17 protein-coding genes are annotated in these 15,610 nt (G+C 70.4%); 2 read left to right on the top strand and 15 right to left on the bottom strand.

Annotated features, from left to right (window positions below):
- Nucleotides 1-51 precede the first annotated feature (51 nt).
- Both ispG and FHW73_RS04160 read left to right on the top strand, forming a co-directional pair.
- Nucleotides 52-1,350, top strand: coding sequence for a flavodoxin-dependent (E)-4-hydroxy-3-methylbut-2-enyl-diphosphate synthase (ispG, locus tag FHW73_RS04165; RefSeq protein ID WP_183425461.1), 1,299 nt, complete (start codon nt 52-54; stop codon nt 1,348-1,350).
- Nucleotides 1,340-2,047, top strand: a complete 708-nt coding sequence (locus tag FHW73_RS04160; RefSeq protein WP_183425460.1) for a phosphatase PAP2 family protein — start codon at nt 1,340-1,342, stop codon at nt 2,045-2,047. Before ispG ends, FHW73_RS04160 begins: the two co-directional genes overlap by 11 nt.
- 64 nt (nt 2,048-2,111) lie before the next feature.
- Here FHW73_RS04160 and FHW73_RS04155 read toward each other — a convergent pair whose 3' ends face one another.
- The 15 genes from FHW73_RS04155 to FHW73_RS04085 all read right to left on the bottom strand — a co-directional run bounded on the left by FHW73_RS04155 (nt 2,112) and on the right by FHW73_RS04085 (nt 15,483).
- The gene (locus FHW73_RS04155; protein ID WP_183425459.1) at nt 2,112-2,645 is read right to left on the bottom strand and encodes a DUF2939 domain-containing protein; all 534 of its coding nucleotides are present in this window, start codon (nt 2,643-2,645) and stop codon (nt 2,112-2,114) included.
- Between the two features lie 79 nt (nt 2,646-2,724).
- A complete protein-coding gene (locus FHW73_RS04150) occupies nt 2,725-3,411 on the bottom strand; it encodes a DUF2461 domain-containing protein (RefSeq protein WP_183425458.1) in 687 nt (228 codons plus the stop codon).
- Nucleotides 3,408-4,865 carry an exodeoxyribonuclease I gene (gene sbcB, locus FHW73_RS04145; RefSeq protein ID WP_183425457.1) on the bottom strand — a complete coding sequence of 486 codons (1,458 nt, stop codon included), beginning with the start codon at nt 4,863-4,865 and terminating at the stop codon, nt 3,408-3,410. Before sbcB ends, FHW73_RS04150 begins: the two co-directional genes overlap by 4 nt.
- Nucleotides 4,866-5,139: 274 nt before the next feature.
- Nucleotides 5,140-6,513: an NAD(P)/FAD-dependent oxidoreductase gene (locus tag FHW73_RS04140; RefSeq protein ID WP_183425456.1), complete on the bottom strand. Its 1,374-nt coding sequence runs from the start codon at nt 6,511-6,513 to the stop codon at nt 5,140-5,142.
- Nucleotides 6,510-7,430, bottom strand: a complete 921-nt coding sequence (locus FHW73_RS04135; protein WP_183425455.1) for a hypothetical protein — start codon at nt 7,428-7,430, stop codon at nt 6,510-6,512. Before FHW73_RS04135 ends, FHW73_RS04140 begins: the two co-directional genes overlap by 4 nt.
- On the bottom strand, nt 7,427-8,707 hold the full coding sequence (kynU, locus tag FHW73_RS04130; RefSeq protein ID WP_183425454.1) for a kynureninase: 1,281 nt from the start codon (nt 8,705-8,707) through the stop codon (nt 7,427-7,429). The genes FHW73_RS04135 and kynU overlap by 4 nt, the downstream gene beginning before the upstream one ends.
- A 46-nt stretch (nt 8,708-8,753) precedes the next feature.
- Nucleotides 8,754-9,764 (bottom strand): amidohydrolase family protein, encoded by a 1,011-nt coding sequence (locus FHW73_RS04125; protein WP_183425453.1) that lies wholly within the window; start codon nt 9,762-9,764, stop codon nt 8,754-8,756.
- Nucleotides 9,765-9,822: 58 nt separating this feature from the next.
- Nucleotides 9,823-10,365, bottom strand: a complete 543-nt coding sequence (locus FHW73_RS04120) for a 3-hydroxyanthranilate 3,4-dioxygenase (RefSeq protein ID WP_183425452.1) — start codon at nt 10,363-10,365, stop codon at nt 9,823-9,825.
- 4 nt (nt 10,366-10,369) lie between these two features.
- Nucleotides 10,370-10,897, bottom strand: a complete 528-nt coding sequence (locus FHW73_RS04115; protein ID WP_183425451.1) for a RidA family protein — start codon at nt 10,895-10,897, stop codon at nt 10,370-10,372.
- Nucleotides 10,890-11,564 carry a carbonate dehydratase gene (gene can, locus FHW73_RS04110; RefSeq protein ID WP_183425450.1) on the bottom strand — a complete coding sequence of 225 codons (675 nt, stop codon included), beginning with the start codon at nt 11,562-11,564 and terminating at the stop codon, nt 10,890-10,892. Before can ends, FHW73_RS04115 begins: the two co-directional genes overlap by 8 nt.
- 7 nt (nt 11,565-11,571) lie before the next feature.
- Nucleotides 11,572-12,999, bottom strand: a complete 1,428-nt coding sequence (locus FHW73_RS04105) for an aldehyde dehydrogenase (protein ID WP_183425449.1) — start codon at nt 12,997-12,999, stop codon at nt 11,572-11,574.
- Nucleotides 13,000-13,063: 64 nt separating this feature from the next.
- The gene (locus FHW73_RS04100; RefSeq protein WP_183425448.1) at nt 13,064-13,873 is read right to left on the bottom strand and encodes a DNA-formamidopyrimidine glycosylase family protein; all 810 of its coding nucleotides are present in this window, start codon (nt 13,871-13,873) and stop codon (nt 13,064-13,066) included.
- A gap of 78 nt (nt 13,874-13,951) precedes the next feature.
- Nucleotides 13,952-14,737, bottom strand: a complete 786-nt coding sequence (locus tag FHW73_RS04095) for an SDR family oxidoreductase (protein ID WP_183425447.1) — start codon at nt 14,735-14,737, stop codon at nt 13,952-13,954.
- A gap of 122 nt (nt 14,738-14,859) precedes the next feature.
- On the bottom strand, nt 14,860-15,159 hold the full coding sequence (locus FHW73_RS04090; RefSeq protein ID WP_183425446.1) for a hypothetical protein: 300 nt from the start codon (nt 15,157-15,159) through the stop codon (nt 14,860-14,862).
- Nucleotides 15,160-15,180: 21 nt separating this feature from the next.
- Nucleotides 15,181-15,483, bottom strand: a complete 303-nt coding sequence (locus tag FHW73_RS04085) for a hypothetical protein (protein WP_183425445.1) — start codon at nt 15,481-15,483, stop codon at nt 15,181-15,183.
- Nucleotides 15,484-15,610: the final 127 nt, after the last annotated feature.

The following is a 15,610-nucleotide window of genomic DNA, read 5'->3' as shown; positions in this document are numbered from 1 at the left end:
ACGTTTTGGCAGGCGTCAGCGCCGCTCCGGACAAGCCGGTAAACTGCACGGATGTCCGCCCAGCCCGACGCCCCGACGTTCTCCGACCCCCGTCCCGAAGCCGCGGCCGCGCCGCCGTTCGGGGCCGCGCCGCGCCGCGCCACGCGCCAGGTCCGGGTCGGCGGCGTCGCCGTCGGCGGCGATGCGCCGGTGGTCGTGCAGTCGATGACCAACACCGACACTGCCGACGTGGTGTCCACCGCGCGGCAGATCGGCGAGCTGTGGCGTGCGGGCTCCGAATTGGTGCGCATCACCGTCAATACGCCCGAGGCCGCCGCCGCAGTGCCGCGGATTGTCGAGCGGCTGGCGATGCAGGGCATCGAAGTGCCGATCATCGGCGACTTCCACTACAACGGCCACCAGTTGCTGGCCGGCGAGCCGGCCTGTGCGCAGGCGCTGGCCAAGTACCGGATCAACCCGGGCAATGTCGGCTTCGGCAAGAAGAAGGACCTGCAGTTCGCGCAGCTGATCGAGTTCGCGATCCGCTATGGCAAGCCCGTGCGCATCGGCGCGAACTGGGGCTCGCTCGACCAGTCGCTTGCCGCGACGCTGATGGACGAGAACGCTCGCCGCGCCGTGCCCTGGGATGCGGGGCGCGTGCTGCGCGAGGCCTTGATCCGCTCGGCAGTCGATTCGGCCGAACGCGCCGTGGAGCTGGGCCTGGGGCGCGACCGCATCGTGCTCTCGGCCAAAGTCAGCGGCGTGCAGGAGCTGGTGGCCGTCTACCGCGACCTGTCGGCGCGCTGCGATTTCGCGCTGCACCTCGGGCTCACCGAGGCCGGCATCGGCAGCAAGGGCATGGTCGCCTCCAGCGCCGCGCTGGCGCTGCTGATGCAGGAAGGCATCGGCGACACGATCCGCATCTCACTGACCCCTGAGCCCGGTGCGTCGCGCACCAAGGAAGTCGTGGTCGCCCAGGAACTGCTGCAGACCATGGGGCTGCGCGCGTTCACGCCGATGGTCACCGCATGCCCGGGCTGCGGCCGCACGACCTCGGAGTTCTTCCAGGAACTGGCCGGCGTGGTGCAGGACCATGTGCGCGAGAAGATGCCCGAGTGGAAGATCACCCATCCGGGGGCTGAGAACATGACGCTCGCGGTGATGGGCTGTGTGGTCAACGGCCCCGGCGAGTCGCGACACGCCAATATCGGTATTTCGCTGCCGGGCACCGGCGAGGCGCCGTCTGCGCCGGTGTTCATCGACGGCGAGAAGGCCGTCACGCTGCGCGGCGAGACCATCGCCCAGGACTTCGTCGCGCTGGTCGACGAGTACGTGCACCGGACCTACGGTCGCGGTGCCGATGCCGGCTGACCACCCGCTGGCGCGCGAGGCCGCGCACGAAACCGGCGGCCTGCTGCGCCGGCACGGCTGGAAGCTGGTGCTGCTGTTCGCCGGCGTGCTGCTGCCGATGTGGGGCTTCATGGAGCTGGCCGAGGAGGTCCACGAGGCCGAGGCGATCCCGTTCGACGAGCCGTTGCTGCTGTACGCCAACCAGATGGCGCGCGACGGCTTCGACAGGGTCTTCCTGTTCTTCTCGCAGATCGGCTATGCGCGCGGCGTGGTGCCGGTCGACATCGGCCTGGTCGTGCTGCTGCTGGCCCTGCGGCGTTGGCGCGATGGCCTGTTCGCGGCCTTGGCGACCGGCGGCTCGGCGCTGCTGAATCTGGGCACCAAGCAGCTGTTCGCGCGCGACCGGCCCAGCCTGTGGGAGTCGATCGCGCCCGAGGCGACCTACAGCTTTCCCAGTGGCCATGCGATGGGCTCGATGACGCTGGCATTGGTACTGGTGCTGCTGACCTGGCCGACGCGCGCGCGCTGGTGGACGATCGCGGCGATGGCGGTGTTCGTGCCGATGGTCGGACTGTCGCGCATCTACCTGGGCGTGCATTACCCCTCCGACATCCTCGCCGGCTGGGCCGCGGCCTCGGTCTGGGTGGTCGGCGTGTACCTGCTGCTCTATCACCCGCCGCTGGGCCGCGGCGGGCGCACCGGGTCTTCGGGGCGGTAGTCAGACCACACAGTCCGCGGTCGGGGCCAGGCCTGCGACGCGCAGCGCCGGGGGAGGCTCGGAGCTACAGCGGCAACTGGATGTCCGACAGCCGCCAGTGCAGCCCCTTGCGGGTAAGCACGAAGACGATCGGGCGGCCTGCCTCGTCGCGCACGGTGGCAGTGAATCGCGACGGCGAGTGATAGCGCCAGTGCGCATCGGCCAGGGGGTCGGACGCCGGCACGCGCTCCCCACCGACCGGCGGCGTGGCGCCGCTCGACAGGTCCCACAGCCGCCGGCCGCGCATCAGTGCGCTCAGTCCGACCGGCGTGACCATCATGTCCACACCCGTGCCCACGGTGCCGCCGGCCGCCCGCAACGCCAGCGCGCCGAGCAGACTCGATTGCACGTCGACACCGGCCTGTCGGACCAGCGCGTCCGCCAGCTGCAGACGCAGGCTCTGGCGCAATGCCGGGAAATCCACCTGCTTGGACAGTGCCCTGGAATCCTCGCGCTGCACCGCGTCCCGGATGGCGTGCATCGTCAGGAACGGCCCGGCCGCGGTATACGCCAGCAGCAGGGCGGCGACGAGTGCGGACAACCAGGCGAGCTTCTTCATCGGGCCACGGGCCGAGCAGGGGGGCGCCGCCATTGTGGGCCCCGGCGGCGCCGAGCGGCTGAACACTGCCGCGCCAGGCTCAGAACTCCAGGTCCAGCGCCGCGCACAGATAGTCGACGAACGGTGCCAGCACGGCGAGGTCGGCGGCGATCGTGCGGTCGAGGCCGGGGCCGGCCATCGCCGCATCGTCGAGCGGTCGCAGGAACGCCCAATTGCGATGGCGCAGGTCGTCGATGTAGGCGAAGTCGGCCGGAAAGCCGCGCGGCGGACGGACCAGCATCTGGCTGTCATCGAGCGCGAAGCGGCGCCGCAACTTGGGCGCGTGCGCGGCGGCCTTCCAACTGCCGGGGTTCTCCAGGATGAACTGGCGCACCTTCAGCTGCGTGTGGGGTTCGGGATGCCAGAGTCCCGCGCCGACGAAGCTCGCGCCCGGTTCCAGGTGCACGTAGAACGACGGCGCGGCGACTTCCCGCCGTCGTTCGTGGAACAGCCGCGCGCCCTGCCAGGTCTTGTACGGCGACTTGTCGTGCGAGAAGCGGGCGTCGCGGTGGATGCGGAACAGCGAGCCGCCGACGGTGCGGGTGTCGGCGCGGAAATGCGGGCTGATCGCGGCGACATTGGGCTGCAGGTCGCCGACCAGCCGCAGGAACGGCTGGCGCACATGCGCCTCGTAGTCCTTGCGGTGGGCCTCGAACCAGGCTTTGTCGTTGTGGCGCGCGAGTGCGCGCAGGAAGCGGAAGCTTTTCTCGCTGAAATAGGCGGTCATGCGGGGGTGGTGGGGTAGAGGTGCGAATGCAGGCCACGGCCCCAGTCGACGAGCGCGTCGAGCAAGGCCAGGTGCGTTGGGGTCTGCGCATGGTCGGCGCGCAGGGCGTCGATCTGCGTGAAGTAGCCGTCGAAGTCCTGTTCCGACGCGGTCGTCCCTGGCCCGAGCCGCAGGCGACGGTACTCGTCCCAGCGGTGGCGCTCGTCCGGCGACAGTGTGTCGGGCCAGTTGCGCGCGCGGTAGCGGAACAGCAGTTCGTCCAGGCGTGGGTCCTCGAAGCCGAAGTCCGCCCCGTGCAACTGCGCCGGCGGCGTGGCCCGGACCCGGGCGACGCGGCGGCGGTCGCCGTCGCCCAGGAAGCCGTCGTACAGCGAGCCGTCGGCATCCGACGGCCCGTGCGCGCGCTCGGTCGCGAAGACCGCGCGGATCTTCGCCGCGAGTGCCGGGCCGGCTGCGCGCAACTGCGCGGCACGGCGCTCGACGAGCGCCGGATCGATCGACAGGCGCGCGAAATCCTCCGCGCGCAGGTGCGACCAGGCGACCAGGGCCGGACAGCGGTTGCTGTGCACTTCCTTGAGCGGGATGCGGGTGACCCCCTCGGGCAGGTCGGCGCCGCGCACGAATACGCGTGCGGCGATCGTGTCGGCGTCGAGATCGAGCAGGGCGTCGGGCTCGGCGTCGAGGTCGAACACCACGATGCGACTGTCGATCGTCGGGTGTCGTGCCAGCGGCAGCACCGGGGCTGCGCACAGCCGCGAGGCCGGATAGCGTTGGGACACGTGCAGCACCGGGGTCATCGCGACCGGGTCGAGCATCGCGGCCGCATGGCGCTTGTCGCGGAGTTTCGCGGCGTAGTCCCACAGCCGCGGCTGGGCGCTGCGCATTCGCCGGGCCAGGCCGATCAGCGCACGCACGTCCGACAGCGCCTCGTGGGCATCACCGGTCCGCACATCGTTGGCCAGGGCCAGGTGTTCGAGCTTGAACGAGGTCGCGCCGTCGTCGCGCGTGGGCCAGACCAGCCCGTCGGGACGCAGTGCATGCCACAAGCGCATCACGTCGAGCAGGTCCCAGCGGCAGTTGCCGCCCCGCCATTCGCGCTCATAGGGATCGTGGAAATTGCGGAACAGCCCGAAGCGGACGAACTCGTCGTCGAAGCGCAGCGAGTTGTAGCCCAGTGTGCAGGTACGCGGGCGCGCCATCTCCTCGAAGATCCGCGCGAACGCCTCGGCCTCGGACAGGCCGTCGCGCAACGCCTGCTGCGGCGTGATGCCGGTGATCAGCGTGGCGACCGGCGAGGGCAGCAGGTCGTCGGCCGGCTTTACGAAGAAATCGATCGGGTCCTCGATCTGCACCAGTTCGGCATCGGTGCGGATCGCCGCGAACTGGGCGATCCGGCTGCGGCGCGGGTCGGCGCCGAAGGTTTCCAAGTCGTAGAAGAGAAAACTATCAGTCATAAGCGGTGCGACTGGCGCCTCGTTGCTGCAAGCCGTTGCGACGGCCCTATTGCCATGGGGTGCGGCAGGTTCGTCGAGGCGCAGTCGTAGAAGAGAAAGCTATCTGTCATAAAAGCGATGCTATCGGCGCTTCGTTGCTGCAGGCCGTTGCGACGGCATCATTTCTGCAGGGGGCGGCAGGTTTGTCGAGGCGCGATCGTAGAAGAGAAAACTGTCAGTCATAAGCGGTGTTACCGGCGCCTCGGTGCTGCAAGCCCTTGTGATGCCATGACAATCATGCGGCCACATCCTCCAACGGCGTCAGCTGCGCCCGCACCTCGGCGTCGATGGCCGGCCAGTCCAGCGCGTCGAGGGCGGTGTGGCCGGCCGTCGCGCGTTCGAGGATGCAGCGCTGCAGATCGGTGCGGCGCATCGCCAGCGAGTAGGGGATGCGCATGAAGGTCACCATCGCGTAGTGCGGGACGAAGCGGCCGGGGTGACGCGCCTGCAAGGCGAGTTCGAGTTCGCGCTGCAGCAGGTAGTCGGCATCGTCGACCCGGTCGCGCATCTCCAGGTAGTTGTCGAGCGCCATGCGCTGGATCGCGGCGGCGTCGGGTCGGCGCTGCGCCTCGAACGCGGCGAATGCGTCGGCGGTATCGGCATGCGCGTCGAGCTGATCGGCCAGCGCCACGCAGTCTTCGAACGCGCAGTTCATGCCTTGGCCGTGGAACGGCACCATCGCGTGCGCGGCATCGCCCAGCAGCACCGCGCGGCCGTCGAGATGCCAGCGGTCGAGATACAGCGTGGCCAGCTGGCCGACCGGATTGGCGGCCCAGTGCGCGCGGAACTCGGGCATCAGCGCCAGCGCGTCGGGGAATTCGCGCGCGAAGAACGCCTGCGCCGCATCCACATCGTGGATCTGGTCGAACGCCGGGCCGCCGTCGGCGCCTGCGCGGTGTGGCAAGAACAGGGTGACGGTGAACGTGCGCTCGTCGTTGGGCAGGGCGATGCACATGTAGTGGCCGCGGGGCCAGATGTGCAGGGCGTGCGGCTCGATGCGGAAGCCGCCGTCGGCCGACGGGGGAATCTCCAGTTCCTTGTAGCCATGATCGAGCACGTCGACCCGCTCACCAAGGTCGCGCACGCGCTGCATCGCCGCGCGCAGCGCCGAGCCGGCACCGTCGGCGCCGACCAGCGCCTGGAACGGAACCTCGCGCGTCGCGCCGCTGGCGGGATCGCGGAACACCGCGTGCCGGGCGTCGAAGTTCACTGCGTCCAGGCCGGCATCGAAATGCAGCCGAGCACCGGCGGCCTCTGCCAGATCGAGCAGTACGACATTCAGATCGCCGCGATGCACCGACCAGATCACCTCGCCGTCGTCGCGGCCATAGCGCTGCAGCCGCGGCGCGGCGTCGCCGGTGTGCACCATGCGCCCGCGCATCATGATCGCGTGCCGCATCACCGCCTCGTCCGCATCGGCGGCGCGCAGCGCATGCCGGCCGCGCTCGGCCAGCGCCAGGTTGATCGAACGCCCGCCGGCGTAGCCCAGGCGCCGCGGATCGCCGCGCTTCTCGTACAGGTCGACCTCCCAGCCCCGGCGCCGCAGCAGGATGCCCAGCAGTGCACCGGCCAGGCCTGCGCCGACGATGGTCAGCTGGCGGGCGCTCATGGCGCGGCACCGCTGACGAACGCCGACCCGTCGGGCGCGACGGCGTGGAAGCGGTCCGCAAGCGACCGCAGCGCGCTGCGGATGCTCGACAGTGCCTCTGCCAGCGGGCGGCGCGCCAACGCGACCCGGATCCGGTGCAGCGGCGTCGCGTCGGGATCGCCGTTGGACACTCGGGCCTCGCTGCGGATGTCCCACGCGTAGGCGTCGACGACCACCGTATCGCCCGCCAGCCAACTGCGGTCGCCGAGGATCGCCGCAGGGGCCTGGCCGTCCTGCGAAGGGGTCGCGAACGCCGCGGGGCCGGCCGCCGGGCGCGCGCGCAGGCGATCGATGGCAAGACCGAGCGCATCGAGATCGGCCACCTGGAGGTCGAGCGCGACCCCGCCCACTTCGGTGTGGCGGTCGGCGACATGGACCTGGATCTGCCAGCAGGGCACGCGCGTGGTGACGTCGAGCCGGTGCGTGCGCGCGGACGTCCAGGTCTGCGCGAAGGCATCGAACCACGCCTGCCAGCCCGCGGGGTCGGCGTCGAGCGCGAAGGCGTGCCAGGACTGCGTCTCGAGGTGCATCCGCCGCGGGTCGGTGCCGATGCTGACCGCGTCAGCGAGATGCGCGTCCGACAGCTCCGGACGCGGCAGGGCACGCCAGCCGCGGAACAGACCGAAGCGACGAGTCGGCAGGCGCATCGGCAGCCGGACAGTGGCTTCGACCCGACAATCGCGCAACCCGATGTCGCCGTCGACGGCGATCACGCCGGCGGCGGTGCCGCGCGGGTCGTGCAACGGCCGGATGTGTTCGTCGTCGTCGAGCGCCCACGGTGCCACGCCAGCCTCGCGCAGCGCTTGCGTCAGCGCATCGCCGTCCGCATCGGCCTGGTCGGCATCGGCGGTGGAAGGAAAGTCGGCGTCCGCCATCATCGTGTCTCGCTCCATCGCCTCACCGCGCGCACAAATCGCAACACGTCGGCGTGGTGGTTGTAGAGCGGCGCGGGCGAGATGCGGATCACGTCGGGTTCTCGCCAGTCGCCGAGCACACCGTGGTCGGACAGATAGTCGAACAGCGCGCGGCCCTGCTCGCGACCGCCGCGCACGCGCAGCGATAGCTGGGCGCCGCGTTGTGCGGGATCGACGGGCGTGACGATCTCGAGCACGTTCGCCAGTTGCGCGTTGATCAGCGCTTCCAGATAGCCGGTCAGGCGCTCGGACTTGGCGCGCAGCGCCGGCATCCCGGCCTCGGTGAACAGGTCGAGCGAGGCCCGCAGCGGCGCCAGGCCGAGGATCGGCGGATTGCTGAGCTGCCAGCCCTCGGCGCCGGGCGTGGGCTGGAAGTCCGGCCCCATGCGGAAGCGCGTCGCCGCGTCGTGGCCCCACCAGCCGGCAAAGCGCGGACGATCGGTCTGGGCGTGGCGCGCATGCACGAAAGCCCCGGCCACGGCGCCGGGACCGCTGTTGAGATACTTGTAGTGGCACCACACCGCGAAATCGGCGTCGCTGTCGTGCAGCCGCAGCGGCAGGTTGCCGGCGGCGTGCGCCAGGTCGAAGCCGACCACCGCACCGGCCGCGTGGCCCAGGCGCACGATTTCCGCCAGGTCGAACGCCTCGCCGGTGCGGTACTGGACCCCGGGCCACAGCACCAGCGCCAGTCGGTGTCCGTGCTCGGCGATCGCCGCGGCGATCGCGTCCGTGCCGAACAGGCCGTCGGCGCCAGGCTGCACTTCGATCAGATCGGTCGCCGGGTCGAAGCCGTGGAAGCGGACCTGCGATTCGAGTGCGTAGCGGTCGGACGGAAACGCGCCGGCTTCCATCAGGATCGCCGGGCGTTCGGGGGTCGGGCGGTAGAAGCCGACCATCAGAAAATGCAGGTTCGCGGTCAGCGAGTTCATCGCGACCACTTCCTCCGGTTGCGCGCCCACGACCTCGGCCAGCTGCGCGCCGACCAGCGCGTGGTAGGTCATCCATTGCGAGTTGCCGCGGAAATGGCCTTCGACCGCCTCCATCGCCCATTTGTCGAGCACGTCCTCGACCTGCGCGCGGGCACCGCGCGGTTGCAGGCCCAGCGAATTGCCGACGAAGTACGCCTGCTCCACATCGCCGAAGCGCGGCATGTGGAACTGCGCGCGAAAGTGCCGGAGCGGGTCGGCGGCGTCGGCGGTTGCGGCGTAGTCGTCGGTGAACAGGGCGTGGGAGTCGGTCATCATGGAAAGCCGGTGGTGTCGCGCGCAGCGACGCGAAAGAGGGGACTCAGGCGAAGCGGTTGGCCGGCAGGCCCAGCCAATCGAGCGCGGTGCCGTGGTAGAGCCGGGCACGGGATGCGTCGTCGAGCGCGAGCTGCTCGATCCCTGCGCCGGGTTCCTGTTCGCCGAGCGGAAAGGGATAGTCGGTGCCGAGCATCACCCGGTCCGCGCCGCAGGTGTCGAGCAGGTACTGCAGCGCCCGCGGGTCGGCGACCCAGGAGTCGAAGTACAGCCGCTTGAGGTAGCGACGCGGATTGTGCGGATTGTCCGTGGCAACCAGGTCCGGACGCATGTTGAAGCCGTGCTCGATGCGCCCGATCGTGTACGGGAAACTGCCGCCGCCGTGCGCCATGCAGATGCGCAGCTTGGGCAAGCGCTCGAGCACGCCGCCAAAGACCAGACAACAGGCCGCACGCGCCTGCTCGGCCGGCATGCCGACCAGCCAGGGCAACCAGTACTTGGGCATCGATTCGCTGCCCATCATGTCCCAGGGGTGGACCAGGATCGCCGCGCCCAGGTCGGCGGCGGCCTCGAAGAACGGGAACAGTTCCGGCGCGTCGAGGTTCCAGTCGCCGACGTGGCTGCCGATCTGCACGCCCTGCAGGCCGAGCTGGTCGACACAGCGCTCCAGCTCCTGGATCGCCAGCCGCGGCGACTGCAGCGGCACGGTGCCGATGCCGGCGTAGTGCCGCGGATGGGCGGCGACCGTGGCGGCCATGTGGTCGTTGAGCGACTGGTGCAGCTCCAGCGCGTGCGCGGGCTTGGCCCAGTAGCCGAACATCACCGGTACGGTGCTGATCACCTGGACCTGTACGCCGAAGCGCGCGTAGTCGTCGATACGCTCGCGTGCGTCCCAGGTCCGCGACCAGATCTCGCGGAAGAACCGCCCGTCCTTGTAGATCCGGTGGCGCCCGTCGGCGGTGTGGTGGATGACTGGAAACCGCGCCTCGCCGTACTTGGCCGCCAGGTCCGGCCAGTCGCGCGGCAGGTAATGGGCGTGGATGTCGATCTTCAGCATGGCCCGATTGTAGGCACTGTCGGCCAGACGCACCCGCTGCGGCGCGGCAGGCCGTCGGTCATCCCGCAGCCGGGCCTGCATCCTGGTCGTAACGCGCGGGCCTGGGGTTGACGTGGCCACAGGCCTGGCAGGTGCGCAGGTCGATCGCGCCGTAGAAGCGATCGAATACCGGGGGGAAGTCCTGCTCGATGTCGTGCAGCGTGAAGTAGTGCTCGAACAGCGTGTGGTTGCAGCGCTCGCAGAACCACAACAACCCGTCGCGCTCGTGCGGCAGACGCTTGCGTTCGATCACCAGGCCGACCGAGCCTGCGCTGCGTTGCGGCGAATGCGGCACCTTGGGCGGTAGCAGGAAGGTCTCGCCGGCCCGGATCGGGATGTCGCGCGGGCGACCGTCCTCCTGGATGCGCAGCACCATCTCGCCCTCGAGCTGGAAGAACCACTCCGGACCTTCGTCGTAGTGATAGTCGGTCCGCGCATTGGGCCCGCCGACGATCATCACGATGAAGTCGCCATCGTGGATGCACTTGTTGCCGACCGGCGGTTTGAGCAGTTCGCGATGCGCGTCGATCCAGGCCTGCAGGTTGATCGGTCCCGGGATCATTGGCTTATTCCTTCATGGATGCTGGTGCGTCGGCGTCCGTGGCCCTCACCCCACCATCGGCTCCGCCGATGGTCCCCCCCTCTCCCGCAGGGCGGGAGAGGGGCGTGGGATGGCGGCCAATGGTCGCCACACACTTCATTTCGATCGCGATCGGCGTGGGCAGCGCATCGATGCCGAGCGTCGTGCGGCAGGGCGCGGCGGCGGGGTCGGGGAAATGCTCGGCCCAGACCGCGTTGTAGGCGGCGAAGTCGGCCATGTCGGTCAGGTAGACGGTCACGTCGACCAGGTCCTCCCAGCGCGCGCCGCTGGCCTGGAGCACGGTACGGACATTGGCGAGCACGGCGCGGGTCTGCGCGGCGATGTCGCGCGCGATCACGCGGCCCTCGGCATCGAGCACATTGCCCGGCACCGTGTCGGTCGCCGGGTCGCGCGGGCCGATGCCCGACAGGAACAACAGACCGCCGGCACGGCGCGCATGCGGGTAGCGCCCGACCGGGGCGGGCGCGGCGGCGGCGTGGACCGCCTCAGTCATCGCGCTCGCCGCGCGCGGCGACCGCGGCCACCTTGGCGACGGCGGCGCGGTAGGCGGGGGTGATCTGCTCAGGGCCGGACACGTCCATCGACAGTTCGCGCACGCGGCCGTCGCCCAGGGCGTACACCCAGCCGTGGACCGCCAGCGGCTGCCCGCGCGCCCAGGCATCGCGCACCACCGTGGTCTGACAGACGTTGAGCGCCTGCTCGATCGCGTTGAGCTCGCACATCCGCGCGTGGCGCTGGGTCTCATCCTGGACCGATGCCAGCAGATCCTCGTGCTTGTAGGCGAGGTCGGAAACGTGGCGCAGCCAGTTGTCGACCAGGCCGACCCGCGTGCCGGTCAGGGCCGCCTGGACGCCGCCGCAGCCGTAGTGGCCGACCAGCAGGATGTGCTCGACCTTGAGCACGTCGACAGCGAACTGGATCACCGACAGTGCATTGAGGTCGCCGTGCGAAAGCACATTGGCCACATTGCGATGCACGAAGACCTCGCCGGGGTCGAGCCCCAGGATCTGGTTGGCCGGCACGCGCGAATCGGAACAGCCGATCCACAGGTACTTGGGGGTCTGCTGGCTGGACAGACGGTTGAAGAAATCCGGGTCGTCGCGCGAGACGCGCTCGGCCCAGTCACGGTTGCGTTGCAGGAGGTTGTCGAGTTCGCCCATAGCGCCATTATTCCAGAGACAGGCCGATGTTCTTCGCTTCGGTGAAGAATCGCATGGCTTCCAGCCCGCCTTCGCGGCCCAGCCCCGAGTCGCCGCTGCCGCCGAACGGGGTGCGCAGGTCGCGCAGCATCCAGCCGTTGATCCAGACCATGCCCGCACGCAGCGCGGCTGCCAGGCGGTGGGCGCGCGCCAGGTCGCGGGTCCACAGCGTCGCGGCCAGGCCATAGCGGCCGGCATTGGCGAGTGCCAGCGCCTCGGCGTCGTCGTCGAAGGTCTGCAACGTGACCACCGGCCCGAAGATCTCTTCCTGGTTGGTGGCGCAGTCGGGCCCCAGGCCGTCGATGACCGTCGGCGCGACGAACCAGCCGGGGCGGTCGAGCGCGTGGCCGCCGCACAACACCCGTCCGCCTTCATCGCGAGCCCGCCGCAGCGCGGCGAGCACCTTGTCGAAATGCGCCTGCGACACCAGCGGGCCCATGCGCACGTCCGCGTCCATCGGGTCGCCGACGCGCAGCGCCGCGGCCTCGGCGACGAAGCGCTCGGTGAACTGCACCGCGATCCGCCGTTCGACCAGGATCCGCGAGCCGCACAGACAGATCTGGCCGCTGTTCTGGAACGCCGAGCGCACCAGGGTGTCGAGCCGGTCTTCCCAGTCGCTGTCGGCGAAGACCAGCGTCGCGTTCTTGCCGCCGAGCTCGAGCGAGGTCTTCTTCAGCAGGCCGCCGGCGAGCGCGCCGATCCGCCGCCCGACCGCGGTGCTGCCGGTGAACGACACCGCTCGCACCCGCGGATCGACGACAAGCGTCTCGCCGACCTCGGCGCCGCTGCCGTGGACGAGGTTGAGCACGCCCGGCGGCAATCCGGCCTCGGCCGACAGCGCGGCCAGTAACGTCGCGGTCGCAGGGGTGATCTCCGACGGCTTGGCGACCACCGTGTTGCCCGCCGCCAGCGCCGGCGCGATCTTCCAGGTGAACAGGTACAGCGGCAGGTTCCATGGCGAGATCGTCGCGACCGTGCCCAGCGGCTGGCGCAGGGTGTAGTGCAGGCCGAGCTCACCATGGTGCGATTCGCTGGCGAACTGGGTCGCGGCATGCGCGAAGAAGCGCAGGTTGGCGACCGCACGCGGGATCTCGGCATCGCGCGCCAATGCGAACGGCTTGCCGCCGTCCAGGGACTCGGCGTGGGCGAACTCGTCGTTGCGGGCCTCCAGCAGCGCCGCCAGACGCTCGAGCAGGGCCGCGCGCTTGCTGTTGGGCAGCGCCGCCCAGCCGGGGGCGGCGCGTTCGGCAGCCTGCAGTGCGAGATCGACGTCGGTGGCATCGCCCGCGGCGACCTCGGCATACACCCGGCCGATGGCGGGGGCGTGGACAGGCAACCAGCGATCCGCCGCCGGGGTCCGTGCTGCGCCGTCGATCCAGTGGGTCAGCCGCTGCATGGCGCCAGCTTAGCCGAATGCGCGCCCGGTCCGGGGCGGTGGTCGCACGCCGGAATCCGGGGGGTCAATGCTGGCAGCCTGGACACCAGTACAGCCGGCGGCCGGCCAGACGGATCTCGGCGATGGTGCCGTCGCCACGCGGGCAGGGCGCGCCGGCGCGCTCGAACACCGCGAAGCCGAAGCTCGCGCGGGTCCGTGCCAGGTAGTCCTTGCCGGGTGGCAGCGCGTCGTCGAGCTTGGCGCGGTAGGCGCGCCGGGGCACGTCGAGCAGCGCGTTGGCCAGTCGCCGTCGCTCGCCGACCGTCAGATCCTGCAGGATCCGGTGCGGCGACAGCCGCGCCTGGAACAGCACCTCCGAGCGCAGGTAGTTGCCCATCCCGGCCGCGAAGTCCTGCGCCAGCAGCAGCGCGGCCAGCGTGCGCTTGCCGAAGCGCAGGTCGCGCATGTGCGCCAGCAGCGCCTTGGCGTCGACGGCCGGATCGAGCACGTCGGGGCCGAGCTTGGCGAGGTACGGCTGCTCGCCGAGCGCATCGGTGCGCCACAGCGAGACCGACGGCGCGGCATAGAGCGCGGCGACACCGCGCACCGTGACCAGCAGCACCCGCGGCCGGGTCTCGCCGGGCAGGGCTTCGGGGGCGTCGACGAACCGCCAGAAGCCGAACAGGTGGCTGTGGGTATACAGCGTCCAGCCGCCATCGACGGCGGTCAGCAGTGCCTTGCCGCGCGCTTCGACCGCCAACACCCGATGGCCTTCGAGCAGGCGTCGGCGTCGCTGCAGCACCGGATCGACGAATCGCACCCGGGTCAGTGTCTCGTCGACGAGCAACTGCGACAGGCGGTCGGCGAGGGCGTGGGTTTCCGGACCTTCGGGCATGCATGCATCGGAGCAGCCCGCGCGTCGCGGTCTCGTGACTTTGTTGTGGCGGAACGGCGGGCGAGGTGCCTGTGTGGCTCAGATCGACGCCATGCGCCCGCCGTCCACCGGCAGGCTGACGCCGTTGACGTAGCCGGCGGCCGGCGAGCAGAGAAACGCGATCACGCCTGCGGTCTCCTCGGGCTCGGCGAAGCGGCCGACGGGCACCGTGGCCTGCATCGCGGCGACCACCGCGTCCTCGGACTGGCCGCTGCGCGCGGCGCGATCGGCGACGATCTGCGCGATGCGCTGGGTGCGCGTGTAGCCGGGCAGCACGTTGTTCACCGTGATCCCGTCGGCAGCCAGTTCGCGGGAGAGTGTCTTGGCCCAGCCGGCGACCGCACCGCGCACGGTGTTGGACACGCCCAGGCCCATGATCGGCTCACGCACCGAGGTCGACACCACGTTGACGATCCGGCCCCAGCCGGCCGCGCGCATGCCCGGCAGCAGGGCCTGGACCAGGACTTGCCCGGCGAGCAGATGGCGCCGGAATGCGCTCAGATAGGCGTCGGTCGATGCGGTATGCGCCGGCCCGCCGGGTGGCCCGCCGGTGTTGTTGATCAGGATCTGGACCGGAACCGTGGCGATGTGCGCCTCGAGACGGGAGCGCAGGGCGTCCAGATCGTCCATGTCGGCGACGAGCGCGTGGTGCGCCTGGCCGGCCGGCGCCGGGAGTGCATCGCGCACCGCCTGCAGCGCATCGCCGCGCCGGGCGAGTACCGTCACGCTGGCGCCCAGCAGGGCCAGTTCGTGGGCGGTGGCGCGTCCGATGCCTTCGGAGGCGCCGCAGACGAGCGCGTGGCGGCCGGTCAGGTCGAGGTCCATGGGCGGCTTCCTGCGAGTGGACGGGGTCGGGCCACAGGCTGCCACGGTGGCCGTCGGATGCAAGCGAGAGGACGACCGGAGACGGTCGCAGCCGCCCCTGGGTCACCGGGCCCGGGCTTGGGTCAGGCGCGTGCGCCCAGCGACTGCACCATGCGGTCGCGCAGCCGCGCATCGTCCTCGGCCTGCGGCGGAGCGATCTCGCCGGGCGCGAAGCCACGCTCGAGCGCATCCTCTGCGTCCAGCCCGTCCCAGGCCACGAACTCGGCGTCGAGCAGCATCGAGCGCGCGGTGTCCTCGCTGTCGTAGGGCAGGGTGTTGCCGTCGCTGTCGAACACTTCGGCGGTGCCGGCCTCGAGCACGCGCAGGCGCGCCCAGATCACGGTCCGTCCGATCGTCGCCAGCCACCATTCATCGCGGGTCATCGAAAAAACGTCCTTGCAAGGTCAGGGGGCGATCGACCACAGCCACAGCACCGCACAGGCGGTCAGTGCGCCGAGGATCACGATCAACGAGATCCGAGCCGGCGTAGCCAGCCCAGTGAACTGGCGGTCGGGCACTTCGTAATAGCCGCCGGCCAGCAGCCAGCGCAGCGCGGCAGGCTGCAGGAACGCGCCGTCGGCGAACCGCGCCCGCACCTGCGGATGGCGATCGCGCAAGTGCACCAGCGACAGCGGCCAGAAGATCACGAACGCGGTCACCCCACCGATCGCGACGCCGAAGAAGCACAGGGCGAGGAAGAGGATCACGAAGCTTCCGGCACGTGGACACACCGAAAGGATAATGGGTTCCTGGAGATCGCGCTTGACCTTGACGCGCGCACGGCACTAGCGTCGCCCGGGAGGGATGCCCCTCGAACACCATTCAAGGAGGATG

It is taken from the genome of Luteimonas sp. RC10, from assembly GCF_014192745.1.
Taxonomy (GTDB): domain Bacteria; phylum Pseudomonadota; class Gammaproteobacteria; order Xanthomonadales; family Xanthomonadaceae; genus Luteimonas.
This window is presented reverse-complemented; position numbering and strand designations above follow the sequence as displayed.